This window comes from Luteibacter sp. P4_E6 (assembly GCF_056401535.1).
On the sequence record NZ_JBFUJE010000871.1, the window covers coordinates 1 to 1,093 of the forward strand.

Annotated in this window: 1 protein-coding gene; it reads left to right on the top strand. The window is 60.6% G+C overall.

What is annotated here, in order from left to right; translation table 11 throughout:
- Positions 1 to 1,025 (top strand): hypothetical protein (locus AC1DT2_RS24220; protein ID WP_477299279.1); only part of this gene is annotated, 1,025 nt, incomplete at its 5' end.
- Positions 1,026 to 1,093 lie beyond the last annotated feature (68 nt).

A 1,093-nucleotide genomic window follows, 5' to 3' on the forward strand; every position in this document is an offset into this window, starting at 1 on the left:
ACCTCGATGAGGGCAATCCCGGGTATCAACAAAACGAACCCGCCGTCTCGCGCATTACCGGACAGGCGCACGACATAAAGCACGGGTCTCATCTCGACTGGCGCCTGAAAGCGGCGGATCCACCCTACGACTCGCTAATCGAGCTAACAGGCGCCTACGGCGTGGGCCCCATCAGTGAGACCAGTGACGTGGACGTGGTCGCCCTGCAAATTGCGAGAATCGAAGGAAATTCGTCGATTCACGAGCTCCGGGCAACCATTGCGCTACTTCTTTATCGGGGAATGGATGCGGCCCTTTCAAAAATTGGATACAGGGTCATCTCGCAGTCCGGTGTGGTCCGGCGGGGCGTAATTCGCGGCGAGGAGCTGGCATGGAGCGACCAGGACAGGCTCATCCGGGGTGAGGCCACCATGGACCTGGAACCGGGGGAAATTGTGCATACCTATGCGGTTTATGGGGACAGGGCTCAGCATCAGTACTGGATCGTCGACCCGGCCCACACCCAGAACCCACGGCGTTCGGCTTACGAGGCTGCGGACGAAGGGCTTGCTATGCTTCGGGGCTGGCTGAGAGGCGAAGGCAAGAAGAAGGCGGACGATTTCGAGTTTGCCGTCAGCACCCTCGCCTGGCTTCTTGGTTTTGCGACACTTCACTATGAGTGTAAGAAGGTTTCCGCGTCGCCTGACATTCTTCTTGCGTGTGATTCCGGGCTCATCGTAGCCGAGTGCACCACGGAGACCTTCACGCCCGAAAAGACGGCCAAGCTCGTCAAGCGTGGCGTCGAAATTGGACAGCGACTTGGCGCGTCCGGGCACGGCAGCCTGCCGGTCCGGTGCGTTATCGCCAGCAGTGCGTCGGAAGCAGCGTTGAAGGCGCAATACGGCGACCTGGGGGATGTCATCCTGCTTCCCAGAGAATCCCTGCTGAGGCTCCTGGACAGGACTGTGCAATTTCCAAACGCAAACGCGCTGTTTGCGGAAGTGCTGACGGCGCCGCCCGGTGACGCAGGGGCGGGCGTGGCTTAAGGCTTCGTCTTCAACCGTATCCACGGCCCCTCCAGACAACTGGGCGACGGTGGCGAGCGGTTGACACG